Raw genomic sequence first — 26,505 nt, 5'->3', positions numbered from 1 at the left:
ATATGAGCCCGGCCCAATCGCCTCAGGGCAAGCCGTCCTCGCCCGTGAAGATTGCCCGGCGCGGGCTGATGCTGGTGCTTTCCTCGCCCTCCGGCGCGGGCAAGTCGACGATCGCGCGTACCCTGCTGGAGCGTGACAAGGACATCAGCCTTTCCGTCAGCGTGACCACCCGGCAGCGACGCATGAGCGAGATCGAAGGCACGCATTATCATTTCAAGTCGGTGAGCCAGTTCGATGCGCTCAGAGCCTCGGAGCAACTGCTCGAATGGGCGGAGGTGCACGGCAACTTCTACGGAACGCCCCGTGAGCCTGTGGAACAGGCCATGGCGGAAGGCCGGGACATGCTCTTCGACATCGATTGGCAGGGGGCCGAACAGCTCCAGGAGAAAATGAAGGCGGATGTCGTCTCGATCTTCGTGCTGCCGCCGACCATGACAGAGCTGCAATCCCGCCTGCATCGCCGCGCCGAGGATTCAGAGGAGGTCATCCGCACGCGACTTCTCAATTCCCGCGCGGAAATCGGGCACTGGCGCGACTACGATTACGTGATCGTCAATGATGATCTCAACTCGGCCTTCGATGCGGTCTATTCGATCCTCAAGGCCGAACGCATCCGGCGCGACCGCCGCCACGGCCTGTTCAACTTCATCGAAGGTTTGCTGACGGAAGAGCCGAATCTCTGATCCGCATCCGCCCGATCAGCGCATGGCGACGGGCGCTCGGCGCCGCGACATAAATCTTGAAGGAAGCATGCGTGGAAAATAGCCCGTCAACCTGGAAAGCGGCGGCATGGATGTGCGCGTCCATCGCGCTTCTGCTGCTCATGGCCGTCTCGGGGCGCGCCATAACGCGCGAGGTTGACGTCTTCCAGGTCATGGAAATGCGCTCCGTCATCGCCTTCTTCATGCTGCTGCCGCTCGTTTACCGCGAGGGCGGGTTCAGGGCGATGCGAACGGGCATTCTGCCGGCGCATATAGGCCGCAACGTCGCCCACTATGTCGGGCAGTTCGCCTGGTTGATGGGGTTGACGCTCATTCCCATGGCGCAGGTTATCGCGATCGAATTCACCGCGCCCATCTGGGCGGCGATCATGGCGGCCATGTTTCTCGGCGAGCGGCTGACATGGCGCAAGGGCGTTTCGATCTTTTTCGGCCTCGTCGGCGTCGTATTGATCGTTCGGCCGGGGGCTGCGCCCCTCAACCCCGGCCACCTCATCGTGCTCGGGGCCGCTTTCGTCTTCGCCATATCCTTCATCACCACGAAAGTCCTCACACGCTCCGACAGCGCGACCAAGATCATATTCTGGATGCTTATCATTCAGTCGGTCATCGGGCTTGTCCCGGCGCTGAAAGTGTGGGTCTGGCCGTCGGCGGCGATTTGGCCGTGGATATTCGTGATCGCGTTTTCGGGCACGTTTGCGCATTACTGCATGGCCAAGGCGCTATCGCATGCGGAAGCATCGGTGGTGATGCCGATGGATTATCTGCGCGTGCCGTTGTCGGCGCTGCTGGGCTATCTGCTCTATGCCGAGGCCATCGACAGCCTCACGGCGGTCGGCGCGGTGCTGATCCTCGCAGGCAATCTCTTCAACCTGCGCAGGCCGAATGCAAATCGAATCCAGGCCACGCCGACCTGATGATCTTAGCCGACGTCTGGCTTCAGGGTAGCTGTACGAGCGCGTGCAGCGCGCCGCTGCCGTGCAGGTATTCCACCAGTTCGATCAGCGGATAGAGCGCCAGAAACGGCAGGCAGTCGCGGAACGTCGTGACGAGAGCTTTCACCGAGAAGGTGACCTCATCCGAACTCGCATAGAGTACCCTGCGGGGAAAGATGAGAGGCGTCTGCCGCGCGTAATCCTCATAGGAATTGCCGAATTTTGCATGCAGGAAAGCCGCTTCGCGCCGGGCCGTGTAGCGGAAGACCAGCGAGGCGGTGAGCAGCAGGCCCAGGGTCGCAACCAGCGACCCGAAGATCAGGCCGATGCCGGCAAGACCGGTGATCGAAAAGAAGTAGAGCGGATTGCGCGTCATCGAATAGGGGCCGAGCGTCACCAGTTCGCTGTTCTTCTTCGAGCCGATATAGAGGATGCTCCACAGCCGGCCGAGCACGGCGGCGAGCACCAGGGCCAGACCGCAGGACTCGATGATCTCGTGCCAATAGCTGCCCTCCGGAATGCGTGGCTGGGTCAGCATGATGAGCGCTCCGAAGCCGATGGCGAGGAGCCAGAGCAGGAGGATGCGCTTCTTCTGATTGAAGGGCCGAGGAGCTGAAACGGGAGCTGACGTGGGAGCTGAAATGGACATGAAACGATCCGTGGACGCTGAGCAAGCGCTATGGATCATTCCGCATTGCGGCTAATTCGTGAGCAGGTTGGCGAGCCGCACGAATTCCTCGACCGATAGCGTCTCGGCCCGCCGCTGTGGATCGATATCCGCCCTCTTCAGCAGCGCCTCGCCGCCGACCGGTTTCAGGCTCTGGCGCAGCATCTTGCGGCGCTGCCCGAAGGCCGCATGTGTGACCCGCTCCAGCTTTGCGGCGTCGCAGGGCAGGGGCGTCGGCCGCGGCACGAGATGGACGACCGTCGACACCACCTTCGGCGGCGGCGTGAAGGCCTGCGGGGGAACGTCGAACACCATCCGCGCGTCGGTGCGCCAGCCAGCCAGCACGCCGAGGCGGCCGTAATGGTCGTCATCCTCGGATGCGACGATGCGCAGGCCGACCTCTTTCTGGAACATCAGCGTGAGGCTTTCCCAGAAGGGCGGCCAGTGGCCTGGAAGCAGCCAGTTGACCAGAAGCTGGGTGCCGACGTTATAGGGTAGGTTGGCGATGATCTTGACCGGTCCCTCCGGCGCAAGCGCCGCGAAGTCCGTCTTGAGCGCGTCGCCTTCGATCACCTCCAGCCTTCCCGGATAGTGGTCGGCGATCTCGGCGAGCGCGGGAAGGCAGCGGCTGTCCCGCTCGATTGCGATCACCTTCTTCGCACCGAGCGACAGGATGGCGCGTGTAAGCCCGCCCGGTCCGGGGCCGACCTCGAAGACGGTGACGCCTTCCAGGGGACCGGCGCTGCGGGCGATCTTCTGGGTGAGGTTGAGGTCCAGGAGAAAGTTTTGGCCGAGCGCCTTGCGGGCGTCGAGCCCATGACGCTGAATCACGTCGCGCAGCGGCGGCAGTCCGTCCAGCGTCGCCATCACGCGGGTGCTTTCGAAGCCAGCGCGCCGGCGAGCCTGATCGCCTCGACCAGGCTCGTTTCGCGGGCAATGCCCTGGCCAGCTATGCCGAAGGCGGTTCCATGATCAGGGGAGGTGCGGATGAAGGGCAAGCCGAGCGTCACGTTGACGGACGTGTCGAAGCCGAGCGCCTTGGCCGGGATCAGCGCCTGATCGTGATACATGCAGATCGCCACGTCGTAGCGCGCGCGGGCCTCGTCATGGAACATCGTATCGGCCGGAAGTGGACCGAAGGCGTCGATGCCCTCTGCGCGCAGTTTTGAAATCGCCGGATGAATGATCTCCCGGTCCTCGCGGCCGAGCGCTCCGTCTTCCCCCGCATGGGGGTTGAGGCCGGCGACCGCAAGGCGCGGCTGATCCAGGCCGAAACGGCTCTGGAGATCGCGATGGGTGATCCGGCAGGTCTCAAGGATAAGGTCTTCCGTCAGGGCGCGCGGCACGTCCTTCAGGGGGATGTGGATCGTCACGGGAATGGCGCGCAGCTTCGGTCCGGCCAGCATCATGACCGGCCGCACCTTGTTGCCCGTCGCGCGTTCGGCGAGATCTGCCAGGAATTCGGTATGCCCAGGAAAGCCGAAGCCGGCCTGATAGAGGACGGACTTGGCGATCGGATTGGTTACCGTGCCTCCCACCTTGCCTTCGATGCTGAAGGCGACGGCGGTTTCGATCGCGCTGATCGTGCCCTTGGCGGTCGCGACATGCGGCTCGCCCGGCGTCACGTCCGCACCGGCGGAAATGGGAAGCACCGGAAGCGCATCGGAGAAAGCGGAAAGGGCCGATTGCGGATCGGCCTCGCGGATGGGGGTGTCTAGCCCGAGCAGTTTGGCGCGGGCGGCAAGCACGGCCGGATCGCCGATATAGAGGAAGGGCGGCAGACCGCTACGTTTCCTCGATGCCCAGGCTGCGAGCGTGATGTCGGGGCCGATGCCGGCGGGATCGCCCTGGGTCAGCGCAAGCGGACGATCTGTGGATGGCATGTCGGTCCCGAATGGTCAGCGGATATCGATCTGCGCCTTGCTGCGCAGGTCGTCGAGATACTTCTTCTCGTTGGCGTTGCCTTCACCGCGTTCCTGCTTGCCGATATCCTCGGCGCGGAAGACCATTTCGGCGGCAAGGTCGTCGGAGACCTGGCGCTGGTTGCAGATGGCAAGGAACTCGACGCCACGCTCGGTGATGCGAGTGCCGGTCGTGTTGCCCGATGCCTTTTCGATCAGCGGCTTCCAGTCTTCCGGAAGCTCCGGCGCCATCACCCGGCCGAGATTGCGGACCGACACGTCACGCATGGTGGCGGCGAACTGCTTGGACTGCTCGCAGCCCGGGAATTTCGAGCGCGACGCTTCGGCTTCCGCCTTGCGCTTGTTGATGATGGCGTTCCGCTTGGATTCCGGCACGACAAAGATGATCTGCTGCAGGAAGTATTCCGTCGTCACCGGCTTCTGCTTGTTTTCCATCATCCGCGTGACGAGTTCCTGCGAAGACATGCGGCCGCGGCTGCCGCCGTAGCGGGCGTTCACGAGGCGCGGCCAGCTCATCTGCACGGCGATATAGGCCTTGAAGTGATCGGCGCCGACACCGGCCTGCCCGAGAACCTGGGTGAGCTGCTGCGGTGTCATCTTGTTGCTGGCGCCAAAGCGGGCGAAGGCCTTCTCGACGTCTTCGGTGCTGACCGACATCCTGACGCGTGCAATCTCCTGCCGCTTCAAGGTCTCCTCGATGAGCTGCTCGCGAGCCGTCTTGGTATCGGCCTTTTGGCGCTGCAGGCGCAGGAAGGCGGCGCGCTTGGCGACGTCGCTGCTGGTGATCGGCGTCTTGTTGACGACGGCGACGATCTCGCTTGCCGCCTGGGCCGAAGAGGAGACCGGCTCGATTGCCACCGAAGCGGCAAGTATCGCCAGTGCGAAGGCCAATTTGCGCGTCGCGGTCATTGCAAACATGATACAGTTCCCTTTTCCCGCCCCGATCTGCCTTTACCCGGACAGGGCTCGAAACCTCTTACTATTCTTGGTCCGCTTGCACAATTCTTGCGGCGAAACAATGACGGGACGCCAGCCCCGCGACCATTAGTTGAGGTCGCTGGAGCCGATATTGACATCCCCGAGCGTGCGGAAGCTCAGGCGGGCGCTGATCGACCAGTCGTTGGCCTGGGTGCTGGCCGGCTTGTCTTCATAGGCGATCGAGAAGATCGTGCACTCGTCGAGATAGCTGAAGCCGATACCGCGACGCACCACCTTCTCTTCCACCAGATCCCAGGTAGCCGCGCCCATCACCGACCAGTTCTCGTTGATCCGGAAGGAGGTCCTGGATCTCAGGAGTTCGGTGTCTTCGGCCGAGCCGTATTCGGGCTGCGCGTCGATCTGGGTGTAGATCAGCTCCCCGCTGAAGCGCGGCGTCGAGTAGGAGACCGAGGTGTCGGCGCGCTCCAGGTCGAAATTCTGCCGGTCGAAGCGGCCGCTTGCGGAGATCGTGAAGCCTTGCGGCAGATCGATCGCGGCATAGGCCACGTAATCCGAGCTGTCCGACTCGAGGCCCGAATTCGCGCCGGCATTGACAAGGTCGTCCGTCGCGAAGGAATTCTGGCCGGCAAGATGGAAGCTCTGGCCGACGATGCTGCGAAGGCCGACGCCGTTGTCGAACGAACCATTGTAGCGCAGACCCACATTGGCGCGCGTGCCGCCTTCGATCCGGTCGAAGCCCGAGAACTTGTCGCGGTCGAAAAGGTTGGTCGCATCGAACACGAAGCTCTGGGCGTCCTCATTCGGCAGGCCGCCGGCGAGCGGCTCGTCGGGACGCACGAAGACCTGGGCGATCGGCTCGATGACATGGCTGCTGCCTTCGGCGGTCAGCAGCACGGGGTAACGTGCTTCCAGACCCGCGGTCACCATGTAGCGGCTGGATGCGCCGTCTTCGAGATCGCCGGCATAAGAGCTGCCGAGATAGCTTGCCGAGGATGACGTGCTGCGTGCCAGGTCGCCGCGTGCGGCGAGCAGGGGGGTAAGAAGCAGGCCCTGCGGCGTGGTGAAGGTGCGTTTCCATTCCGCTTCCGCCGTCAGGCGCGTATAGCTGCCTTCCAGCCCGCGGAAGCGATCGGACAGACCCTCGCTGTAGAAGTCATCCTCGCGCCGGGAGAGATTGGTGAAGTTCGTGGTGAACGAGAGTTCTCCGCCGGCCACCGGTTCCGGAGCGATATAGTGGTAATCGAGCGATGGGTAGACGATCGCCTGCTGTCTTTCGAGGCGCTCGTCATCAGCAGCGTCCTGCACGTCGAAATAATAGCCGCGCAGGTCGAAGTAGTTCCGTTCGCCAAGCCCTGTCAGGTAAATCTCGTTCCTGAAGGTGCTGTCGTCATAGCCCTGCAGGTCGTAGGTCCGCGAGAAGTTGTTGTCGTTCTGGATCATCACGTTCCAGCCGAAGGTCCAGCGCGGGTTGATCTGGAAATGCGCCTTGGATGCAGCCATCAGCCGCGTATCGGCGTTGGCATCGGCGGTTCCGGCGTTGAATGCACCGGGATCACGCTGGTTGATGCCCGCGAAACGGAAGGTGTGCTCGCCGGTTTCGAAGCGGTTGCGGACCTCGCCTTCCATCAGCAGCCCTTGCCCGGTGTAGAACGTGGGGCTGATGGTGGCGTCCATGTGCGGAGAAAACACATGGTAATAGGGCACGGTCAGGCCGAAGCCCAGATTGTCGCCCATGCTCATGCGCGGGAATAGAAAGCCGGACTTCCGCTCGACCGTGTGGTCGGGAACCTCGATAAAGGGCAGGTAGCCGATCGGCATCCCGAACAGCTCGAACTGTGCTTTTTCGAGCCGTACGGTATGGGTCTGGCCGTTCTGCACGACGCGCTGCGCCTTCACCTGCCATAGCGGAGCCTTGCCCGGCTTCTGCGCGCAGGGGAGGCAGGCGGTATAGACGCCGTTGTTCAGCACCATGAGATCGCCCTCCAGGCGCTCGGCGCTTTCGGCGATAAGCCGTGTATTATCGGTGGTTTCCACGCGCAATGCGTTCAGGAAGCCTTGGCCGAAGTCGTCCGTGACATCCAACTCGTCGGCATAGATGCGATTCCCGTCGGGCGCGACGAGTTCGATATTGCCGCGAGCCATGACACGGCCCGTCTGCTGATTGTATTCCACCTGCTGGGCGACCATCCGATAGCCGCCGTAATGGATCTGCACGCCGCCCGCTGCGGTTACGCGCTGGGCGTCCTGATTGTAGACGAGTTCGTTCGCCCGCAGCAGCAGCTTGGCATCGCTGGAAACCTGAGGTGCCAGCGCCTGTTCCTGAGCTTCGACGGTTGTCGTGAGGGTGAACGCGAACGCAGCCACGCCTGTGAGCAGCGCAGCGGTAAGCCGTCTGATATTCCCGCGGTCGCTTACCGCCACTAGCCATCCTCCTGATGAAGCAGAATCGTAGCTCCCAGCGCTGTCGCGACGATGACTGGAATCCAGACCGCCACGAAAGGAGGAATTGCCCCGCTGCTTCCGAATGCTCTTACGAGCACGGTTACGACATAAAGCACGAAGCCGGAAAGGATTCCACCCAGAATCACTGAGCGCGATTGGGCGAACCGGCTGAATTTTAACGATACTGTGGCCGCGATGAAAGTCATGGCCACGAGCAGAAGCGGCATAGAAAGCAGAGAATGGAACTGCGTCTCTAGCGGCTTGGTTGAAATGCCGAAGGAGCGGCCGGCCTCGATTTTTCGCGAAAGATCAAAAAATGCAACGGCTTCGGGACGCGAGAGGGTTTCCTGCAGGAACTCCTGTTTCAAGTTGGTGCGGACCTGTGCGCTCTCGCGACGTGTCGGGATTTCGCCCGGCCTGTTTTCCAGCACGTCGTTAAGCTGCCAGTAACCATTTTCCAACTTTGCGGATCTGGCGTCCTGCCGCAGGGTCACGCGGCCGTCCCTGTCGAACTGGAAGAGGACGACGTCGATGAGCTCGGTCCCGTTGCCGAGATAGCTCTTCGCGCCGATGATCGTGTCCTGGTCCCCGTCGATCTGGCGAATCCACGGAAGGAAGTTCGATGTGCGCGATTTTCCTCCGCTTTCCCGCCAATTGGCTTCCAGCGACAGCGATTCGCGCTCGCCCCAGGCCGATAGAGGGCTGAGGACGAATATAGAGAACAGGCCGATCAGGAAGGCGCCGGCCACAAAGGGCGTGATGAACTGCCAGACGGATATTCCGGCGGCGCGCGTGACGACGAGTTCGTAGCGCCGGTTGAGCGCGATCAGAACCGTCATGCCGATGAACAGAGTGAGCGTCGGGATCGTCTGCTGGAGAATCAGCGGCAGCCGCATGGCTGTCAGGCCGAGCGCGCCGGGAACGGTATAGCCCGGAAGGCTTCCCATGCGCCTGCTGGTCTCGCTGAAATCCGCGAGGAAGATGATGGCCGCCACCCCAAGGAAGAACCAGATTGCGGTGATGATGTAACGGCGGAAGAAATAGCGGCCGAGCGTGTTGAACGGAAAGGTCATGCCGCCCCTCCGCTTGCCGGACCGGAAGATTCGAAGCGGCTCTGCGCCTTGCGGATCAGATTGTTCACCACGCGTGAAACCGGCTTCGGCAGCATGATCCGGCGATGGGTCGCCAGAAGATAGGTAAAGCCAAGCCCGCTCACGATCGGAATGACATACATCAGCGGAATGTAGATTTCATCCTGGCGCACGGCGTTCTTCGCGGAGAAGCCGATCCAGCGAAGTGCGAAGGCCAGGATGAGGGCGGTCACCATCGGATGAAGCCGTCGCTCTCTGTGGGAACGGGAATCGCCTGCCACCGCCAATGCGATCAGCGCGAAGACGAAGGGGAAGGTCCACTCCGTCAGGCGGGCATGCAGTTCCGAGCGGTAATTGCCGGGCGATCTCTGGACGTTGGGATCCGACTGGTCCGGGTTCCAGAGGAAGGCGAGCGAGCGGTCTCCGGCATTGAACGTCATCTCGCCGCTCGACTGCGACATGGCCGACAGATCGAATGCGTAGGAGGCGAACTTGATGATGGAGACGCGGCCGTCGGGCGTCTTGCGGTGCACCTCTCCGTCGCGCATCGTCAGCGACGCACCGCCTTCATCGATCAGGCCCTCACGCGCATAATAGATGAGGTCGAAGTTCGGGTCGCGGTAATCGACGACGAAAAGCCCCTTCAGGACCCGACCGGAATGACGTTCCGATATCTCGACATAAAGGCCGTCCTCGATGCTGCGGAAGGTCTTTTCCTCGATGACGGAGGAGAAAAGGTCGGCATAGGCGGCCGCCACCATCTGGCGAGCGGCGACCCGGGAGGGCGGCTCCACGAAATTGGCGACCAGGAAGGAGAAGATGCTCAGCACGAAGGCGAGCACAAGGACCGGGCGATAGATGATGCCGCGCGAGGCGCCTGCCGCATCGATGACCGGCAGCTCCGAATCATTGTTCATCGCCGTGAGCGTCTGGGTGATGCCGATCACCAGCGCAAACGGCAGCACGACGGGAATGATCGTCGGCAGAATGAAGGTGGCGAGTTTTATGAACGAACCGATGGACTGACCGGTATCGGTCACCAGGTTGATACGCCCGAGCACCTGGATCGTCCAAATGATGGTGAGCACCGGAAGCAGCGCTACCAGGAACATCTGGAAGATTCGACGCAATATGTAGAGTTCGAGCAGCTTCATTACGGCCAAAGTGACATCGTCCAATCTGCCCGTAGCGGCAGGTCGCGCTTATCTAAGCGATAAGCTGCGGGTTGGCGACACTCCCCACCTCACAAAATTGTTTTTGGAATTCTTTTTTGCATGTCTGTGTCATTTCCCAGCGATGGGCAAGGATGCGTCAGCGCTTGCCTTCCGGCCGGAAACCGCCATGATCGCAAGTTCCATCTTGCAAGTCCTCCTGGAGACGCATGCCTGTGAAATACGACATATCCTTCGCGAATTCGGCCCGTATCGATGCCGGCCTTGCCATCCTGCTCAAGTTTTCCGGCCAGAATCCAGCCGCCGGAGCCGCGGAAGCCGACCCCGCCGGCGTGATCGCGAAAGCCGCCGAGATCGCGAAATTCTCGTCCAAGGCGATGACCACGCTCGATATCCTCACGCCGCAGGGGTCGCCCGCCGACAGGATCGTGGTGATCGGGCTCGGCAAGGCGGAATCACTGACCGAGCATGATTGGCTGAGGGCGGGCGGCACGGCCGCCGCTGCGATCAGATCGGTATCGAAGGTAACGGTCTTTCTGGATGCGCCGGGAACCGATGTCGGGGGTGAGCAGGCTGCGAATTTCGCGCTCGGGATACTGCTTCGGGGCTATAGCTTCGATCGCTACAAGACCAAAAAGGGTGATGATGGGGAGAAGGACCCGAAATCGGTCAAGGTCACGATCGTCACCGCCAGCCATGCCGCCGCGAAAAAGGCGTTTGCGGCTGCCGATGCCGTTGCCGGCGGGGTGGTGCTTGCGCGCGACCTCGTGAACCTTCCGCCGAATGCGCTCGGTCCCGTCGAATTCGCCGATAAGGCGAAGGATCTGGAAAAGCTCGGTGTCGAGGTGGAGATCCTCACCGAGAAGGAAATGAAAAAGCTCGGCATGGGCGCGCTGCTCGGCGTGGCTCAGGGTTCGGCCCGCCCGCCGAGGCTCGCCGTCATGCAATGGAAGGGCGGCAAGGAGAAGGACGCGCCGATCGCCTTTATAGGAAAGGGCGTGGTCTTCGATACGGGCGGCATCTCCATCAAGCCGGCCGCCAGCATGGAAGAGATGAAGGGCGATATGGGCGGTGCCGCCGCCGTGATCGGCCTCATTCACACGCTCGCCGCCCGCAAGGCGAAGGTCAATGCCGTCGGCATTCTCGGTCTGGTGGAAAACATGCCGGACGGCAATGCGCAGCGTCCCGGCGATATCGTCACCTCCATGTCTGGGCAGACGATCGAGATCATCAACACCGATGCGGAAGGGCGGCTCGTCCTTGCCGATGCGCTCTGGTACTGCAACACCCGTTTCAAGCCCCGCATCATGATCGACCTGGCGACCCTGACCGGCGCCATCATGGTGGCGCTCGGCAATCTGCATGCCGGCCTTTTCTCCAATAATGACGAGCTGGCTGGCTGGCTGGCCGCGGCAGGCGAGGCGAGCGGAGAGCGTCTGTGGCGCATGCCGCTCGGCAAGGATTACGACAAGCTCATCGATTCGAAATTCGCCGATATGAAGAATACCGGCGGACGCAACGGCGGCTCGATCACCGCCGCGCAGTTCCTCAAGCGCTTCGTCGGCGAGACGCCCTGGGCGCATCTCGATATCGCCGGCACCGCGATGAACTCTCCGGCGAGCGAGATCAACCAATCCTGGGCTTCCGGATTCGGCGTGCGCCTGCTGGACGAACTCGTGCGCGCGAACTACGAGAACTGATGACCGATGTCCTTTTCTACCACCTGACGGAATCGAAACTGGAAGACGCGCTGCCGGCGCTGCTCGAGAAAAGTGTCGAGCGGGGCTGGCGCGTCGTCGTCCAGACGAATGAACCGGCCAGGCGGGATTTCCTCGATGCCCATCTTTGGACCTATCGGGAAGACAGTTTCCTGCCGCATGGTTCCGATGCCGGGGTGATGGCCGAAGCCCAGCCTGTGCTTCTGACCGCCGGCTCGGACAACCCCAATGATGCCAAGGTTCGCTTTCTCGTTGACGGCGCGGAGCCGCCGCCGGTCTCGGATTATGAGCGCATCGTTTTCATGTTCGACGGATACGATCCCCTGCAGCTCGAAAATGCCCGCGCCCAATGGAAGAGGCTGAAAGGCGAGGGGCATGCGCTCACCTATTGGCAGCAATCGGAAGACGGGCGCTGGGTGAAGAAGGCCTGACTTCTACGCCAGGTCCGTTCGGGCAAAATCCTCGCCGACATAGAGTATTCCAGTGCCGGCTGCCTTTGCGCCGGCGTAGCTGAAGCAATCGCCGAAATTCAGCTTGGCCGGATGCCGGCCTTTGCCGTAGCGGTCAAAGGCGTCGAGGGCTGCGACTGCAGTCGAGCGGCTTGCCGGCATGATTTCAACGCCGAGTTCGTCAAGGAACTCCAGCACGAAATCCCTGATGGTAGCGACGTCTTTTCCGGTTTCTCGGGTTAGTACGACGACCGTCTCGTAGATTACCGTCGGTCCTGTGCAGAAAGCTGTAGATGCCGTCCCAAGACGATCGAGCACTTCCTGCCGTCGGGGAGCGAAAGACAATATTTCGACGAGAGCCGAACTATCGATGAACATCGTCATCGCCCCACATCTTGTCCAGGAACGCCTTCTGGTCGAAATGTTCTAGGGACTCGTAGGGCGGCATGTTGTACTTGTCCCGCAATCTCTCGAGGCGTTCTTTCAGCGAGAATTTTTTCTCGTTGATCGCTGCCTCGGAAGGCGCTTCCACCACCTTCTCCAGGGCCTGTCTTATGGCATCCGTCTTGGTCGGCGCGTTGAGGATCTTGCGCGCCTGTTCGGCAAGCTGATTGACGCGTTCATCGCGGACATAAAGGGGCATGGCGCACCTCGTGAATATACATTTGAAGATAGTGTATATTCACGAGTGCAACAAGACGTCAGCCGGCCATGATCGTCCGGCGCAGGAAGCTGGCGCCCATGGCCCATCGCTCCGCCATTTCGGTCGTATCGCCGGCGCCGCCATGGCCGCCGGAGCCGTATTCACGGAAGAACGGTTGATGACCCGCATCGATCAGCCGCTTGGCGAAGCGGCGGGCATGCGAGGGATGCACGCGGTCGTCATTGGTCGAGCTTTCGATATAGACAGGCGGATAGGTGACCTCGCTTGCCGGCTTTACCTGATGAAGCGGCGAATAGGTGAGCATGTAGTCGAGCTCGTCGGCCACTTCGGGATTGCCATACTCGTCCATCCACGCCTTGCCGGCGGGGAAGACGTGGAAGCGTGACATGTCGATCACCGGCACGCCGGTCCATACCGCGCCGAAATCCTTCGGGTAGCGCGTCAGCATCACCGAGGTGAGCAGGCCGCCATTGCTGCCGCCGTTGCAGGCGATGCGGGATGGCTTGGTATAGCCACGTTCGACGAGATCGCGGGCAACCGCGACGAAATCCTCGAATGCCTTGTGGCGGCCCTTGCCCTTGGCGGTCTTGTGCCAGTCGGGACCAAGCTCGCCGCCGCCGCGGATATAGGCCTGCACGAAGGCGCCGCCTTGCCCGAGCCATAGGCCATATGCACCGGAATAGACGGGTGACAATGGTACCGCGAAGCCGCCATAGCCGTACATCAGCACCGGCAGCTCGCCCTTGGTCCAGCTTTTCGGGAAAACGATGTGATAGGGCACTCTTGTGCCGTCTTCCGAGACCGCTTCGAGAAGCTCGGACCGCATGCCTTCAGCATCGAAATAGGCAGGCGACGAGCCGGTCGGAACGAGTTCGGGCCGGGCGTCGTGGTCGGTCAGGTCGAGGCGATAGGCGGTGGAGGGGAGAAGGAAGCCCTGGCCGACGACGGTCAGGATCTCCTCGCCGAGCGTCAGGTCCGCATCGAGCAGGCGGAAGCTCACGGTTTGCAGTCCGACCGGCAGCGGCAGCTCTTCCGGCGCCGCATCCGGTTTCGTCAGGTCGAGAAGGAAGAGTTTCGGAACCATGCGGTCGCTGACGACGAACACGGCCCAGGTCTTGAGCAGGGAAAATTGCGAGACCGATTGGCCGTCCTTCGGCGTGAAGAGCACGCGTGCCTTGCCGAGCGGTTCGGAGCCGAAAGGCGTGAAATCCTGCAGGATCAGGCTGCCGATCGGATAGCGCTCGTCGGTCTTCGCCCGCCAGAGCACATGCGTGTGGTTGAGGTCGGTATCCGCCTCGGTCGGCAGGTCGAGGCGGTGGATATTGCCGCCGGCATCCCTCACATGGAGGCTGGTCTTGCCGATCTCGTGGCCGACCGTGAAGACCTCGATCTTGCGTTCGTCCGGCTTGCCGCCCCAGAACAGCGGGTCGATGATGCCGGCCTCGCCATAGACGTCGTCCTTGCCGGCTTCGAACAGGATCGGCGCATCCTGTGGCTTGACGCCGCGCTTGAGGGCGCGGCCGACGCGCGGCCAGCCGGAACGGGTTGCGGAAAATTCGTCTACCGAGCCGAAATAGGCGATTTCATCGGGACCGATCCAGGCGGCATGCGCCCGGGCGGGCGGCGTGTCGAAGCCGCCGTCGACGATCGTCTTCGTTTCCGTATCGAATTCCACGAGCCGCAACTGGTCGGAGCCACCCTCCGAGAGGATGAGCAGCACGCGCGTCGGCTCATAGGGGGAGGTGATCGCGCCGGAATAGATCCAGCGCTTGCCTTCCTGTTTGCAGAAGTCGTCGACATCGAAGACGGTTTCCCAAGGAGCTTCCGGGCGCGGCTCCTGATCGGCCGGCAGGCGGCGCCAGATGCCGAGCGGGTTGTTCTTCGAGCGATGGAAATCGAACAGCCACCGGCCGCGCCGCGTCGGCACGATCAGGCGGTCCTCGCGCTCGATCATCGCCTTCAAGGCATCGCGATCCTTCTCGAATTCCGGCGTCCTGAACCGGCGGTCGGAATGTTCGTTGCGCTCGGCAACGAAGGCGATCGTCTTCGGGTCGTCGTCGGTTTCGAGGAAAAGATCCATGGGCCGAGCCTCCTTTTGCGGGAAGCCCTTACCTATGCACGAGAGAATGAACTGACAACTGGCTTTGAGTGCAAATGCTCTCGCCGTCCTGCCCATCCTCGGGTTTAACCCGAGGATGTCCCGAACATCTGCAACCGCAGCGGCCTTGTCCGAATGGTCAGATCCTCGGCACGAGGCCGAGGATGACGATGGTGAGCACTGAAGCGAAATCGCTCACCCCGCCATCGCCTCTTCGTACTCCGCGGAAAGCGTCAGCCATTCCTCTTCAGCGGCGGAGAGCTTTGCCGCCGCTTCGCCGCGTTCCTTGGCCTTCGCCGCAGCCTTCGCGGGCGCCTTCTCGTAAAGCGCGGGGTCGGCAAGCTCCTTGTCGAGCGCTTGAATCTGCTTCTCAAGCTTTGCCGTCAGGGACTCGATTTCGTTGATTTTTTTCTTCAGCGGCGCGAGCGAGGCCCGCCGCTCCGCATTCGCCTTGCGCTGGTCGGATTTGGAGGAGGCGTCTTCGGTCAGCTCAGGTTTTTCTTCTTTTTTTTTACCCGAGGCGACGACGAGGTTGCGATACTCCTCCAGATCGCCCTCGAAATTCGAAACCGTGCCGTTGTTGACCAGCCAGAGGCGATCGACCGTCGCCTCGATGAGATGGCGGTCATGCGAAATGAGGATGACGGCGCCATCATAGTCGTTGAGCGCTTCGATGAGCGCCCGGCGGCTGTCGATATCCAGATGGTTGGTCGGCTCGTCGAGAATGAGGAGGTTCGGTGCGTGGAATGCGGCAAGCCCCATCAGCAGGCGGGCTTTCTCGCCACCGGAGAGATCCTTGGCGGCCGTCGACATCTTTTCCGTCGCAAGTCCCATCTGCGCCACGCGGGCGCGGACCTTGGCCTCGGGTGCGGCCGGCATCAGGCGGCGCACATGCTCGACCGGCGAATCGTTGGGAACGAGATCGTCGAGTTGGTGCTGGGCGAAAAATCCGATCTTCAGGCTCGGTGCGAGTTTGATATCGCCGCCGTCGGGCGAAAGCCGGCCGGAGATGAATTTCGCGAAGGTCGATTTGCCGTTGCCGTTGGAGCCGAGCAGCGCGATGCGGTCGTCATTGTCGATACGAAGGCTGATGTTCTTGAGGATCGGCTTGCCGGGTTCGTACCCGACGGCGCCGCCCTGAATCGCCACGATCGGAGATGCGGGCTGCTTTTCCGGTTCCGGGAAGGTGATCGGCTGCACATGATTTTCGATCACCGCGGCGACCGTGCCCATGCGTTCGAGCGCCTTGACGCGGCTCTGCGCCTGGCGCGCCTTGGAAGCCTTCGCCTTGAAGCGGTCGATGAAGCTCTGCAGATGTTTTCGCGCGGCTTCGTTCTTCGCCTTGGCCTTCGTCTGCAACTCGTCGGCCTCTGCCTTCTGCCGTTCGAACTGGTCGTAGCCGCCGCGATAGAAGGTGAGCTTCTTCTGATCGAGATGGACGATCGAGTTGACGGCATTGTTCAGGAGATCGCGGTCATGGCTGATGATGATGACCGTATGCGGATAGCGCCGCACATAGTCTTCCAGCCAGAGCGTGCCTTCGAGGTCGAGATAGTTCGTCGGCTCGTCGAGCAGCAGGAGATCCGGCTCGGCGAAGAGCACCGATGCCAGCGCGACGCGCATGCGCCAGCCGCCGGAAAACGACGAGGCCGGGCGCTGTTGGGCTTCCTGGTCGAAGCCGAGGCCGGCGAGGATGCTTGCGGCCCGCGCCTCTGCCGAATGTGCGTCGATGTCCACCAGGCGCATCTGGATTTCCGCAATCCGGTGCGGATCGGTCGCGGTTTCGGATTCGGCAAGAAGGGCGGCGCGTTCCTTGTCGGCTGAAAGCACGATCTCGATCAGCGACTCTTCCGTGCCCGGCGCCTCCTGCGCCACCTGGCCGATGCGCGCGTTCTTCGGAATGGAAACCGAACCTGTTTCCGCGCCGAGGTCGCCGGTAATGATCTTGAAGAGCGTGGATTTGCCTGCGCCGTTGCGCCCCACGAGCCCGGCCTTCGTGCCCGCCGGAAGCGTCACGCTGGCATTGTCGAGGAGAAGGCGCCCGGCGATGCGGGCCGAAAGGTCGGTGATGGTAATCATGGCGGGCGTTTTGGCGGAAGTTTACCGACAAGGCAAGATGGGCGTTCGGCCTTTACATCCAGCGCTTTCCCTCTCCACGCAGGAAATAGACGAGGTCGAGCACCAGCGACGGCCGGCCGAGCGCGGTCAGGATCATGTGCACCTGCCCGCGGTGGTGGGTCTGATGGTTGAAGACATGGGAAAGCACGGGTCCGAGCGGCTGGGTGAACGGCGCCGGATTGGTGAGCGACGTATAGGAGAAGGGTCCGGCGAGCTTCTCGTCCGTCAGGCTGTCTATAAAGGCGATCATCCGCTCGTCCTCGGCGACGCGCGCCGTTCGAAGCTCGGAAAAATCCTCGAAGAGGATGGTATCCAGCGCCGTGGGGGCCGGGCCTTCGCCGGTCATCCGCCGGAGCCAGATGCGATCGGCCACCAGCAGATGATTGAGGGTGCGACACGCCGAACCGAAGAAGGCGCCCTTGTTTGCCCGGTATTCCTCCTCCGTCAGGCCTGCGCAGGCCTCATAGACGCTGCGGTTGGCCCAGCGGTTATAGTCGGCGAGCATCTGGAAATGGCGGTGCATTCCTTAGATGTCCTTCGGTCTTTTCTGAGAGCGGGCGGGGCGAGCAGCCCGCTTTTCCATGTTCAGCGCCACGGCGGTGCGAACGAGCGCCTTGAAGGCTTCTTCGTCAATCCCGTCATCCTCGTGGAAATCGATGGCGCGCCGGGTGCCGCCATCGAGGCTGGAGTTGAAGAGGCCGGAAGGGTCTTCCAGCGAAGCGCCCTGGGCGAAGGTCAGCTTCACCTTGTCCTTGTAGGTCTCGCCGGTGCAGATGATCCCGTCATGCTCCCATACGGGAACTCCGAGCATGTTCGACGGCTTCCTCCATTTCACCTCCTCGACCACGCCCGGATCGGCCTGCTTGATGAGCTTTCGGAGCCGCGCAAGCATCTCGCCGCGCCAGTCGCCCATGTCCCGAATTCTCGCATCGATCAGGTCGGAAGGGGAGACTGCTGTTTCCTCCCCGGCGGCGCTCTTGCTCGTCGTCATGGTTATGACACCTCCTCGGTCATGGGTGGGGACGCTCACATTTTCTCGCCCGGCAATTGACTGGCCTGCTTCACCCAGTCGGCGAACTGGTCTTCGTCGAACTTGCCCTCATAGATGTCGAGATAGCGCACGTCCGGATATTTGGATGTACCGGCCGGGGTGGGGTTCAGCGACGCGCCGCGGAAAAAGGTCACCTTCACGTATTTGGTGAAGCAATGAAGACTGAGGAACCAGAGATCGTCCTCCATGCCATAGAAGGGCGAGTTCCATTTGACCGCCTTGCGCGCACCGGGAACGGTGCGCACGATGATCTCGTCGATCCGGCGTCCGAGATCGCTTTTCCAGCCCGGCATGGCCGCGATATAGGCCTGAATCGGTTCGTCGCCATACCCTTTGGGAATCTGGGGGTTGCCGCCTGAAAGAAGGACCGGCTTCTCGGTCTTCGCCGACTTCGCGGATGTTCTCTCGGCCATCGTTCCTCACTCCCTTCCATATGGTTTGCGGGTCAAGATAGCTGATATCATGGTGCGGACTCAATCAGGCCGGGGAGGAATGCCATTCATGAAATTTCCTGATTGGATTTCCGTCTTTGTTTGTTTTCAATATCTCCCGATGATTTCGAAAGGAGCCCGCCCATGACCCGTGTCCTTTATACCCTTTGCGGCCGGGACGAGAGCCGTCCCTTCTCGCCTCATTGCTGGAAGGTGGTGCTGGCGCTGGCGCACAAAGGCTTGGAGTTCATCGAAAAACCGACGCCCTTCACCGAGATCCCCAAGCTCGAGGACGGCTTCTCGAAAACGGTGCCGATCCTCAGGGACGGCAATCTCCTGATCCGCGACAGTTTCGATATCGCGCTTTATCTGGAAGACACCTATCCCGACCGTCCGACGCTGTTCGGCGGCGAGGGCGGCAAGGCGCTGTCCCGCTTCGTGGAGCGCTTTTCCCAGACCATCATCCATCCGGCCATCGTCAATATCGCCGTTGCGGACATCCACGACATGCTGAACGATGACGACCGCACCTATTTCCGCAAGACCCGCGAGGCGGCGCTCGGGCGGACGCTGGAAGAGATCAGGGCGGAGCGGGAGGCGAGCATTGCGGCTTTCGCTCCGAAGCTGGACCCGGTGCGGCAAACCTTGAGATACCAAAACTTCCTCGGCGGGGAAGGCCCGCTCTTTGCCGATTACATTCTCTTCGGTGCGCTGCAGTGGATGCGCATCACCACCGGCGGAGAAATTCTTGCCGAAAGCGATCCTGTCGGCCAGTGGTTCGAGCGCTGCCTCGACCTCTACGAAGGTATGGGACGCCGTGTGACGGCTGCGTGAAATTGCCGAAACCCCCTTGTTTCCAGTGAAAGGGGCGGGTAAACACCGCCCACTTTCTCTGGAAAACAAGGATTGACCCATGGCGATTGAACGCACGTTTTCGATGATCAAGCCGGATGCCACCAAGCGCAACCTGACCGGCGCCATCACCAAGGTATTCGAGGACAACGGCCTGCGGGTCATCGCCTCCAAGCGCGTCTGGATGAGCAAGCGCGAAGCCGAAGGCTTCTACGCCGTTCACAAGGATCGTCCCTTCTTCGGCGAGCTCGTCGAAGGCATGACCTCCGGCCCGACCATCGTTCAGGTCCTGGAAGGCGAAAACGCCATCCTCAAGAACCGCGAGATCATGGGCGCCACCAACCCGGCCCAGGCCGCCGAAGGCACCATCCGCAAGACCTTCGCCCTTTCGATCGGCGAACACTCGGTTCACGGCTCGGATGCCCCGGAAACCGCTGCCCAGGAAATCAAGTACTGGTTCTCCGACACCGAAATCGTCGGCTGATTTCACCCTCCCTTTGAGGGGGAGGGTCGAACCGCAGGTTCGGGGTGGGGTGACGTTATGTCGAACATCCCGCTGCGTTGACTGAATTTCCGAAAGGGAATGCTAATGCAAAGAAAGCCGGGCGAAAGCCCGGCTTTTGTTGGAAAACAGCCCGCCGCCTACATCCACACCTTGAAACAGATCACCCCACCCCGGCACGATGTGCCGACCCTCCCCCTCAAGGGGAGGGTGGAGCCGCGCAATCCCCGCCCGGCGCATAATCGGCGCTACCGTCTGCCTTGAAGACCTCCGGGTTCGGCGTATAGAGCGGCCCGACGACGAGCGGTTTTGCGGGCAATACGCTCTGGTCCACATCCGAGGTCACGCTGGTCTCGATCGTCTGGATTGTCTGTTCGTCCGGCCCAAGCAGCCTGATCGTCACCCTGTAGGGACGGTCCTTCTTCACGCATTGCAGGTTCGGGCTGGTCAGCACGATCTTGTTCATGGCGGGGAAGAATTTTTCCCGCGCGACAAGCGGATCGCCGCCCATCGGATTTTCGAATTGCGCTTCCGCATGACCGCCTTCGGGCAGGGGAGCCGTGGTTCTCAGCGTAATCAGATAGGTCGCGGTTGCGACGCGATAGTTGAAGACGAATATCCGGCCGGAAAGTTCGGCCAGTTTCTCGTCGGCCTCGCGCTGGCAGGAGACGAGTGCGATCATCGCGAAACCGAGCACAAGAAGCCGTCCCATCATGGTTCGGCCTCCTTCTTCCGTCGATGGTAGTGGCGGCTCGCCTTGGCGCGATTGCCGCAGACCGCCATGTCGCACCAGGCGCGGCTGCGGTTGCGGCTCCGGTCGATGAACAGCCATCCGCAGTTGCCGCAGATCTTCAGGCGTTCGATTTCGCCGTCCGCGAGAAGCCGAAGCGCGGAACGGGCCGTGGCGGCTTCGAGCGCCGCCGACCCGCTCGCCTTGCGCAACATGGCGGCGGCCTTTTCCAGGAAGTCCGCAAGCAGGCCGTCGTGATCCTGGCCCAGGGCGCGAGCTCGGAAATAGCGGTCGATCGCTTCGCGCAGCGCCAGAAATCCCGTTCTGTTGTCCGGCTCCACCGGTGCGAGTTCCCCGAATAGAGCCCGCTCGGCGGAGAACCGGTTTGCCGCATCCCCGAATGCGTCCAGCTGTTCCGGCATGGCGAAACGGTCGACGCTGCGGGCAGGATCGACGCGGAGGATGACGCTGTTGGCGACATCGAGCGCCAGCGCGCCGCCGGCAAAACGATGCGGGGTCCAGGAAAAGCTCATGCGATGATTATAACTGGCAAATGATGTTTTGCCAGTTATAATCATGGCGGTTCCGGGAGATGCGCGTGGCCTATTTCCTGCAGCAGGTGGCGAACGGTTTTCCGCTGGCGGCTCTCTATGCGGCGCTGGCCTTCGGCTATGCCATCGCCTTTGCGGTGACGAAGCGGGCGGATATCACCTATGGGGCAATCTTCGCCTTTTCCGGTCACCTCTACCTGCTCTTCACCCATTTCGGCTGGAACAGGCTGTGGCTGGTGCTGCCTGCCGCTCTTGCTCTCGGGGCCGCGGGGGCGCTTGCCGGCGGTGCCGGTGCGGGGGTGGTTGTCGGGCGTTTGGTGATGCGGCCTCTGGCAAGGGTTTCCCCGAACGCCATGATCGTGGCCTCGCTCGGCGTGCTGCTGGTGCTCATGGAAGGTGCGCGCCTTGCCGCCGAGACCCGCGAACTCTGGCTGCCGCCACTTCTCAACAAGCCTATCGTCTTCTGGTCGGGCACCGGGTTCCCGGTCAGCCTGACCGTGCTGCAGGTCATCAACGTCGCCGCCATGCTGGCGATGATCGCGGCTGGTCATCTGGTGCTGAGCCACGGGGCATGGGGAAGAAAGTGGCGCGCCGTGGCGGACGATCCCTTGGCGGCGGAACTCACCGGCACCAATGCGGACGGCGTCTTTCTCATGTCCTATGCTGCTGCAGCGCTTTATGCCTCCGCCTGCGGGATATTGGCGACCTCCTATTACGGCACGATGGATTTCGGCGCCGGGCTGCTTTTCGGGCTGAAGGTGGTGCTGATCGCCGCAGCGGGAGGCCATTCGCACCCGTTGCGATCCGCAGCCGGTGCCGCAGTCATCGGCTTTGCCGAAACGCTATGGAGCGGCTACGGCCCGATCCTCTGGCGCGATCTGGTGATCGTGTCCATGCTCGTCCTCGTGCTGGTGACGAGCCGGCGGGAGAGGGCGATGCCTTGATTATTTCCACTTCTCGCGCGCCGCGTCGTCGGCATCCTTGGCCGAGACCCAATCGCCTTGCGAGCCATCGGCTCCATGCTCCTTCTTCCAAAAGGGCGCGGAGGTTTTCAGGAAATCCATCATGAAGTTCGCGCCATCGAAGGCTGCCTGCCGGTGCGGCGCGGCAGCGATGACGAGCACGATGTTCTCGCCCGGCCGTATCTTGCCGTAGCGGTGGACAGCCGTGAGGCCGAGAAGCGAAAAGCGTTCGATGGCGAGCTTGCCGATGCGAAGCATTTCCGCCTCCGCCATGCCGGGATAATGCTCGAGTTCGAGCGCCGAAAGCGCGCCCTGTTCGTCGCGGCAAAGCCCGGTAAAGGTGACGACGGCGCCTATATCCCTGCGCCCCGCTGTCAGCGCATCGATCTCGGCCTGCAGGTCGAAATCTTGCGATTGAACGCGGATGGCGGGGCTCATGAGCGTACCTCGCTTTTCCCCGCGGCGGCATCCCAGGATAGTCCGTCATTCCTGTGCTTGTCACAGGAATCCAGCCACGGCGCGTCCGTGCCGTGAATGAATCTCTTCTCAACGAGTCTCTTGCGCCCAAGGACTTGGGCGCGCTGGATTCCTGTGACAAGCACAGGAATGACGGAGCATGAGGCTTGCTCCACCATCCTCATCATCCACCCGTCATCGGCGGGAAAATGCCGATTTCCCGCGCTCCGGCGATCTTTTCCGAGTGTTCCACATGCTCCTGATCGATCGCCACCCGGATCACCTCGGGAAATTGAAGCGCGTTCTCATATTCATCGCCCAGCGTCTTCAAATGATTCAGCAAATCGCGCACGGTGACGACATCGGCAGGAAGCTCGATATCCTCTTCTCCCTTGCCGATCCGTTCGCGTACCCAGGCGAAATAGACGAGTTTGGTGTTCATTCCTCTTCCACCAGATGCTTCAGCCCGGCCCGGAAATAATCGTACCCGGTGTAGAAGGTCAGAAGTGCTGCGACCCACAGGAGCACGATGCCGAGCTCGGTAATATAGGGCATGATCTTGTCGCCCGCAGGACCGGCGAGCAGGAAGGCGATGGCTATCATCTGGATGGCGGTCTTCCACTTGGCGATGCGGGTCACCGGCACCGAAACCTTGAGGGCGGCCAGATATTCACGCAGGCCCGAAACCAGGATTTCGCGGCAGAGAATGGTGATCGCCGCCCAAAGCGACCACCCGGCGATCGTCTGATCGGCGGCAAGCAGCAGGAGCACGGCAGCGACCAGCAGCTTGTCGGCGATCGGGTCGAGCATGCGGCCGATATTGGAGGTCTGGTTCCAGATGCGGGCGAGATAGCCATCGAGATAATCTGTGATCGAAGCGACGACGAAGATCCAGAACCCTGCCCAGCGGGCGAAATCGGAACTCTGCAGCCGTCCTTCGACAAAGAAGCAGAGCACGATGATGGGCACGGCCACAATCCGCGCATAGGTGAGGAGATTCGGGATGTTGTATGCGCGGGAAGCCATGGAAGACCTTATTCGTTCTTGCACTGCCTAGTTGATGCCTTGCGGGCCTAGCGTCAACCGTCTTTTCCGGAGGAGGACGAACAGCCGCGCCTGATATCCCGGACCAAGGCCCCAATCAGCCGGCACGGTTCTCATGAAAGTGATTGTAAATCTGTTTCGCGACCGCCTCTGAAATGCCTTCCACCGCCATCAGGTCCGAAAGCCCGGCACGCGAGACGGCCTTCGCCGTGCCGAAGTGCTGCAGGAGCTTGCGCTTGCGGCCCGGCCCGATGCCGGAAATCTCGTCCAGCGGGTTCTTAATCATTTCCTTCTTGCGTCGAGCCCGGTGCGAGCCGATGGCGAATCGGTGCGCCTCGTCTCGCAGGCGCTGCACGAAATAGAGCACCGGATCGCGCGGCGGCAGGGAGAAATCGCTGCGGCTCTCCATGAAGAAGCGCTCGCGGCCGGCATCGCGGTCGACGCCCTTCGCCACGCCGATCGCGGTCACCACGTCGCGGATGCCGAGTTCGTCGAGAATGGCGCGAACCGCCGTCATCTGCCCCTGGCCGCCGTCGATCAGGATCACGTCCGGCCAGGCGGGGAAGGCGACGTCAGCCGCCTCTTCGCTCTCGGCGGCGGCCGTGCTCCGGTCGGGCAGGCCTTCTTCCTTGATGAGGCGGCTGAACCGGCGGGTCATCACCTCGCGCATCATGCCGAAGTCGTCTCCAGGGGTGATGTCGGTCGATTTGATGTTGAACTTCCGGTACTGGTTCTTCACGAAGCCTTCCGGCCCCGCCACCACCATGCCGCCGACGGCATTGGTGCCCATGATATGCGAGTTGTCGTAGATCTCGATCCGGCGCGGCATGTAGGGCAGGCCGAAGGTCTCGGCAAAGCCCTGCAGCAGCCGCGCCTGCGAGGCGGTCTCCGCAAGCTTGCGGCCATGCGCCTCGCGGGCGTTCGCCAGCACATGGCCGGTGAGGTCCTTCTTCTCGCCCCGCTGGGGCACGGAGATCGACACCCTGTGGCCGGCCTTTTCGGAAAGCGCCGTGGCGAGCAGCTCCTGTTCCTCCACGGTTTCGGAAAGCAGGATCTGCCGAGGCACCGGCTTGTCGTCGTAGAACTGGGCAAGGAAGGCGTTGAGCACTTCCGCACCCGAAAGCTGCGGATCGGCCTTCGGGAAATAGGCGCGGTTGCCCCAGTTCTGGCCGGTGCGGAAGAAGAAGACCTGGATGCAGGAGAGCCCGCCCTCGTGATGGATCGCGAAGACGTCCGCTTCCTCCACGCTTGCCGGGTTGATGCCCTGGTGGCTCTGCACATGGCTCAATGCCGCGAGCCGGTCGCGATAGACGGCGGCGCGCTCGAAATCCAGGTCCTCGGAAGCCTCCGCCATCTGCATGGCGATCGCCGATTTCACGTTCTGGCTCTTGCCTGAAAGGAAATCCTTGGCCTCGCGCACCAGCTCCGCATAGCCCTCGTCGCTGACCTCATGCGTGCAGGGGCCGGAACAGCGCTTGATCTGGTAGAGCAGACAGGGGCGGGTGCGCGTCTCGAAGACGCTGTCGGTGCAGGTGCGCAGCAGAAAGGCCCGCTGCAGCGAATTGATGGTGCGGCCGACGGCGGCTGCGGATGCGAAGGGGCCGAAATAATCGCCCTTTCGCGCACGCGCGCCGCGATGCTTGAAGATCGCAGGCGCACGGTGGTCGCCGGTGATGAGGATATAGGGAAAGGACTTGTCGTCGCGCAGCAGCACGTTGAAGCGCGGGCGCAGGCGCTTGATGAGGTTCGCCTCGAGCAGCAGCGCTTCGGTCTCCGTCCGGGTCGTGACGAATTCCATATGCGTCGTTTCGCGCACCATCCGCGCGATGCGGTTGGAATGCACGCGGCCCTGCGCGTAGTTGCCGACACGCTTCTTGAGGCTGCGGGCCTTGCCGACATAGAGCACGTCGCCCGCCTCGTTGAACATGCGGTAGACGCCCGGCGCGTTCGGCAGGTGCTTGACGAATTCGGCGATGAGCTCGGCGCCGTTGAGGCCGCTCTCGTTCTTGAGGGCCTCGTTCCAGTCGATCGCGGCGGATCCCTCGCTCACCGATTCCGGCGCCAGGATCTCGTCGTCGTCCTCTTCCGATTCGTCGTAGATAACGCCGCCGTCAGGCAGCTTCGTACCGTTCATTCCATGATCTCCGCCACGTCCGGCGTCTCCCACGCCAGATGTTGGCCACCGTCGAGGGCAATCATTTGGCCCGTGATCGAGGGCGTGTCAAAGAGAAAGCGGATCGTCCGGCCGAACTCCTGCGGCTCGGGTCCACGCTTCAGAAGTAGGCCTTCCGTCTGCCTTTTGAAAGCGTCGCCATCCTGTCTTTCGCTCTTGAATGTCGGGCCGGGACCGATCGCGTTGACGCGCACCCTCGGGGCGAAGCTCTGGGCGAGCGTCTGCGTCGCCGTCCAGAGCGCCGCTTTCGAAAGGGTGTAGGAATGGAAGCGCGGATTGAGCGCCCAGACCCGCTGGTCGATGATGTTGACGATCAGGCCCTCCGCTTCCGCCGGCAATTGCCGGAAGAAGGCGGCCGACAATATGGAGGGCGCGCGCACATGGATCGCGAAATGCGTATCGAAGGTCTCCGGGTCGAATTGCTGGCCGCTGTCGTTGCGGAAGACTGAGGCGTTGTTCACCAGAAGGCCGACCGGCCGGCCGAGCGCTTCGGCCGCCTTTTTCACGAGCGTGGAGGCTTCCGCAGTTTCAGCGAGGTCGGCGCGGATGGCCGCCGCCGCATGGCCTTCTTGCCTGAGATCCGCCGCCAGCTTTTCCGCGTCCTCGATGGAGCCGTTGGCGTGGATGGCCACCGCAAATCCATTCCGGGCGAGATCCTGGCAGATCGACGCGCCGATCCGCCTCGCCGCTCCGGTCACAAGGGCCGTCTTCAATCGTTCAAAGCTCAAAACGTTTCCTCTTTCCCGGCGCAACTGCCGTTCTTCTCCATATATAAGTGAAGAGCCGGCGAATGAAGAGCGTTGCTCGAAAGGGCCGGTG

28 protein-coding genes are annotated in these 26,505 nt (G+C 62.1%); 7 read left to right on the top strand and 21 right to left on the bottom strand.

From position 1 onward, the window contains the following. Nucleotides 1–2: 2 nt before the first annotated feature. Nucleotides 3–683 (top strand): guanylate kinase, encoded by a 681-nt coding sequence (gmk, locus tag YH62_RS04405; RefSeq protein ID WP_046792882.1) that lies wholly within the window; start codon nucleotides 3–5, stop codon nucleotides 681–683. 110 nt (nucleotides 684–793) lie between these two features. After that, nucleotides 794–1,636, top strand: coding sequence for a DMT family transporter (locus tag YH62_RS04400; protein ID WP_046792881.1), 843 nt, complete (start codon nucleotides 794–796; stop codon nucleotides 1,634–1,636). 22 nt (nucleotides 1,637–1,658) lie between these two features. Here the strand turns inward: YH62_RS04400 and YH62_RS04395 are convergent, their stop codons facing one another. The 7 genes from YH62_RS04395 to lptF all read right to left on the bottom strand — a co-directional run bounded on the left by YH62_RS04395 (nucleotide 1,659) and on the right by lptF (nucleotide 9,869). Next, nucleotides 1,659–2,303 (bottom strand): isoprenylcysteine carboxylmethyltransferase family protein, encoded by a 645-nt coding sequence (locus tag YH62_RS04395; RefSeq protein ID WP_046792880.1) that lies wholly within the window; start codon nucleotides 2,301–2,303, stop codon nucleotides 1,659–1,661. Nucleotides 2,304–2,354: 51 nt separating this feature from the next. Then, on the bottom strand, nucleotides 2,355–3,188 hold the full coding sequence (gene rsmA / locus YH62_RS04390; protein ID WP_046792879.1) for a 16S rRNA (adenine(1518)-N(6)/adenine(1519)-N(6))-dimethyltransferase RsmA: 834 nt from the start codon (nucleotides 3,186–3,188) through the stop codon (nucleotides 2,355–2,357). Further along, complete coding sequence (gene pdxA / locus YH62_RS04385; protein WP_046792878.1) at nucleotides 3,188–4,204, bottom strand: 4-hydroxythreonine-4-phosphate dehydrogenase PdxA; 1,017 nt, start codon at nucleotides 4,202–4,204, stop codon at nucleotides 3,188–3,190. Before pdxA ends, rsmA begins: the two co-directional genes overlap by 1 nt. A gap of 15 nt (nucleotides 4,205–4,219) precedes the next feature. Continuing rightward, the gene (locus tag YH62_RS04380) at nucleotides 4,220–5,161 is read right to left on the bottom strand and encodes a peptidylprolyl isomerase (protein ID WP_046792877.1); all 942 of its coding nucleotides are present in this window, start codon (nucleotides 5,159–5,161) and stop codon (nucleotides 4,220–4,222) included. 126 nt (nucleotides 5,162–5,287) lie between these two features. Then, on the bottom strand, nucleotides 5,288–7,603 hold the full coding sequence (locus tag YH62_RS04375; RefSeq protein WP_046792876.1) for an LPS-assembly protein LptD: 2,316 nt from the start codon (nucleotides 7,601–7,603) through the stop codon (nucleotides 5,288–5,290). Then, complete coding sequence (gene lptG / locus YH62_RS04370) at nucleotides 7,603–8,697, bottom strand: LPS export ABC transporter permease LptG (protein WP_046792875.1); 1,095 nt, start codon at nucleotides 8,695–8,697, stop codon at nucleotides 7,603–7,605. The genes YH62_RS04375 and lptG overlap by 1 nt, the downstream gene beginning before the upstream one ends. After that, nucleotides 8,694–9,869 (bottom strand): LPS export ABC transporter permease LptF, encoded by a 1,176-nt coding sequence (gene lptF, locus YH62_RS04365; protein ID WP_046792874.1) that lies wholly within the window; start codon nucleotides 9,867–9,869, stop codon nucleotides 8,694–8,696. Before lptF ends, lptG begins: the two co-directional genes overlap by 4 nt. 227 nt (nucleotides 9,870–10,096) lie before the next feature. Here lptF and YH62_RS04360 point away from each other — a divergent pair, with 227 nt between their 5' ends. Both YH62_RS04360 and YH62_RS04355 read left to right on the top strand, forming a co-directional pair. Beyond that, nucleotides 10,097–11,587 (top strand): leucyl aminopeptidase, encoded by a 1,491-nt coding sequence (locus tag YH62_RS04360; RefSeq protein WP_046792873.1) that lies wholly within the window; start codon nucleotides 10,097–10,099, stop codon nucleotides 11,585–11,587. After that, entirely contained in the window at nucleotides 11,587–12,036 is a 450-nt protein-coding gene (locus tag YH62_RS04355) for a DNA polymerase III subunit chi (protein ID WP_046792872.1), read from the top strand. The genes YH62_RS04360 and YH62_RS04355 overlap by 1 nt, the downstream gene beginning before the upstream one ends. A gap of 3 nt (nucleotides 12,037–12,039) precedes the next feature. Here the strand turns inward: YH62_RS04355 and YH62_RS04350 are convergent, their stop codons facing one another. The 7 genes from YH62_RS04350 to YH62_RS04320 all read right to left on the bottom strand — a co-directional run bounded on the left by YH62_RS04350 (nucleotide 12,040) and on the right by YH62_RS04320 (nucleotide 18,398). Beyond that, on the bottom strand, nucleotides 12,040–12,432 hold the full coding sequence (locus YH62_RS04350; RefSeq protein WP_046792871.1) for a type II toxin-antitoxin system VapC family toxin: 393 nt from the start codon (nucleotides 12,430–12,432) through the stop codon (nucleotides 12,040–12,042). After that, a complete protein-coding gene (locus YH62_RS04345) occupies nucleotides 12,419–12,697 on the bottom strand; it encodes a type II toxin-antitoxin system VapB family antitoxin (RefSeq protein WP_046792870.1) in 279 nt (92 codons plus the stop codon). The genes YH62_RS04350 and YH62_RS04345 overlap by 14 nt, the downstream gene beginning before the upstream one ends. 58 nt (nucleotides 12,698–12,755) lie before the next feature. Beyond that, a complete protein-coding gene (locus tag YH62_RS04340) occupies nucleotides 12,756–14,798 on the bottom strand; it encodes a prolyl oligopeptidase family serine peptidase (RefSeq protein WP_046792869.1) in 2,043 nt (680 codons plus the stop codon). 213 nt (nucleotides 14,799–15,011) lie between these two features. Then, nucleotides 15,012–16,895 (bottom strand): ABC-F family ATP-binding cassette domain-containing protein, encoded by a 1,884-nt coding sequence (locus YH62_RS04335; protein WP_046792868.1) that lies wholly within the window; start codon nucleotides 16,893–16,895, stop codon nucleotides 15,012–15,014. Nucleotides 16,896–16,947: 52 nt separating this feature from the next. Next, nucleotides 16,948–17,457: a DinB family protein gene (locus YH62_RS04330; protein WP_046792867.1), complete on the bottom strand. Its 510-nt coding sequence runs from the start codon at nucleotides 17,455–17,457 to the stop codon at nucleotides 16,948–16,950. Nucleotides 17,458–17,460: 3 nt separating this feature from the next. Next, a complete protein-coding gene (locus YH62_RS04325; protein ID WP_046792866.1) occupies nucleotides 17,461–17,925 on the bottom strand; it encodes a DUF1801 domain-containing protein in 465 nt (154 codons plus the stop codon). 35 nt (nucleotides 17,926–17,960) lie between these two features. Continuing rightward, nucleotides 17,961–18,398, bottom strand: coding sequence for a DUF1801 domain-containing protein (locus tag YH62_RS04320; protein ID WP_046792865.1), 438 nt, complete (start codon nucleotides 18,396–18,398; stop codon nucleotides 17,961–17,963). 162 nt (nucleotides 18,399–18,560) lie between these two features. Here YH62_RS04320 and YH62_RS04315 point away from each other — a divergent pair, with 162 nt between their 5' ends. After that, nucleotides 18,561–19,250 (top strand): glutathione S-transferase family protein, encoded by a 690-nt coding sequence (locus tag YH62_RS04315; RefSeq protein WP_046792864.1) that lies wholly within the window; start codon nucleotides 18,561–18,563, stop codon nucleotides 19,248–19,250. Nucleotides 19,251–19,329: 79 nt separating this feature from the next. After that, nucleotides 19,330–19,752 (top strand): nucleoside-diphosphate kinase, encoded by a 423-nt coding sequence (gene ndk / locus YH62_RS04310; RefSeq protein WP_046792863.1) that lies wholly within the window; start codon nucleotides 19,330–19,332, stop codon nucleotides 19,750–19,752. Between the two features lie 217 nt (nucleotides 19,753–19,969). On the opposite strand, the gene YH62_RS04305 is transcribed toward ndk, so the two are convergent. Both YH62_RS04305 and YH62_RS04300 read right to left on the bottom strand, forming a co-directional pair. Continuing rightward, a complete protein-coding gene (locus YH62_RS04305; RefSeq protein ID WP_046792862.1) occupies nucleotides 19,970–20,485 on the bottom strand; it encodes a hypothetical protein in 516 nt (171 codons plus the stop codon). Next, on the bottom strand, nucleotides 20,482–21,033 hold the full coding sequence (locus YH62_RS04300) for a CGNR zinc finger domain-containing protein (RefSeq protein WP_046792861.1): 552 nt from the start codon (nucleotides 21,031–21,033) through the stop codon (nucleotides 20,482–20,484). The genes YH62_RS04305 and YH62_RS04300 overlap by 4 nt, the downstream gene beginning before the upstream one ends. Nucleotides 21,034–21,098: 65 nt before the next feature. Here YH62_RS04300 and YH62_RS04295 point away from each other — a divergent pair, with 65 nt between their 5' ends. Next, nucleotides 21,099–21,995: a branched-chain amino acid ABC transporter permease gene (locus tag YH62_RS04295; protein WP_046793044.1), complete on the top strand. Its 897-nt coding sequence runs from the start codon at nucleotides 21,099–21,101 to the stop codon at nucleotides 21,993–21,995. Here YH62_RS04295 and YH62_RS04290 read toward each other — a convergent pair whose 3' ends face one another. From YH62_RS04290 to YH62_RS04270, 5 genes are all read right to left on the bottom strand, one after another. After that, nucleotides 21,996–22,451: a molybdenum cofactor biosynthesis protein MoaE gene (locus YH62_RS04290; RefSeq protein WP_046792860.1), complete on the bottom strand. Its 456-nt coding sequence runs from the start codon at nucleotides 22,449–22,451 to the stop codon at nucleotides 21,996–21,998. It abuts the gene before it with no gap. Nucleotides 22,452–22,653: 202 nt separating this feature from the next. Next, entirely contained in the window at nucleotides 22,654–22,911 is a 258-nt protein-coding gene (gene moaD / locus YH62_RS04285; protein ID WP_046792859.1) for a molybdopterin converting factor subunit 1, read from the bottom strand. Continuing rightward, nucleotides 22,908–23,495, bottom strand: coding sequence for a CDP-diacylglycerol--glycerol-3-phosphate 3-phosphatidyltransferase (gene pgsA, locus YH62_RS04280; protein WP_046792858.1), 588 nt, complete (start codon nucleotides 23,493–23,495; stop codon nucleotides 22,908–22,910). The genes moaD and pgsA overlap by 4 nt, the downstream gene beginning before the upstream one ends. A 115-nt stretch (nucleotides 23,496–23,610) precedes the next feature. Further along, nucleotides 23,611–25,647, bottom strand: coding sequence for an excinuclease ABC subunit UvrC (gene uvrC / locus YH62_RS04275; RefSeq protein ID WP_046792857.1), 2,037 nt, complete (start codon nucleotides 25,645–25,647; stop codon nucleotides 23,611–23,613). After that, entirely contained in the window at nucleotides 25,644–26,414 is a 771-nt protein-coding gene (locus tag YH62_RS04270) for an SDR family oxidoreductase (RefSeq protein WP_046792856.1), read from the bottom strand. Before YH62_RS04270 ends, uvrC begins: the two co-directional genes overlap by 4 nt. Between the last annotated feature and the right edge of the window lie 91 nt (nucleotides 26,415–26,505).

Source organism: Rhizobium sp. LC145, assembly GCF_001005825.1.
Classification (GTDB): Bacteria; Pseudomonadota; Alphaproteobacteria; order Rhizobiales; family Rhizobiaceae; genus Neorhizobium.
Note: the sequence above shows the minus strand (reverse complement) of the source record. Positions and strands in the feature narration are given on the sequence as shown.